The sequence below is a fragment of the Flagellimonas flava genome (assembly GCF_050617915.1).
GTDB lineage: Bacteria > Bacteroidota > Bacteroidia > Flavobacteriales > Flavobacteriaceae > Flagellimonas > Flagellimonas flava_A.
The window spans coordinates 1-236 of the sequence record NZ_JBODQE010000184.1 but is presented as its reverse complement, the minus strand read 5'-3'; the positions used below and the strand labels follow the sequence as shown (position 1 = coordinate 236).

Sequence of the window (236 nt, the reverse complement as noted above, 5' to 3'; positions counted from 1 at the left end):
AACTGCTTGTTCCTTTATTGAATTGGCCCAAAAAACTTTTGGCCACCATCCTCATTACCAACAGTGCCATTAACATTGGCATTGTGCTTCTATTTAGTTCCATTGGCAATACCATATTTTCCAATGTTAACCAGCTGTTGTTTGGGGTGCTTTCGGTGCGCTTTCTTTTGGAAGTGGTTGTGGCCCCTTTTCTGATTTTGGTGTTTGGGGAAATTCTCCCAAAACTCAATGCCAAT

The 236-nt window shown here is 41.5% G+C and carries 1 protein-coding gene; it reads left to right on the top strand.

The window, feature by feature from the left end:
* Positions 1–236, top strand: a 236-nt coding sequence (locus ACRHOZ_RS21475) for a CNNM domain-containing protein (RefSeq protein WP_431130430.1), incomplete at both ends; no start/stop codon positions are given.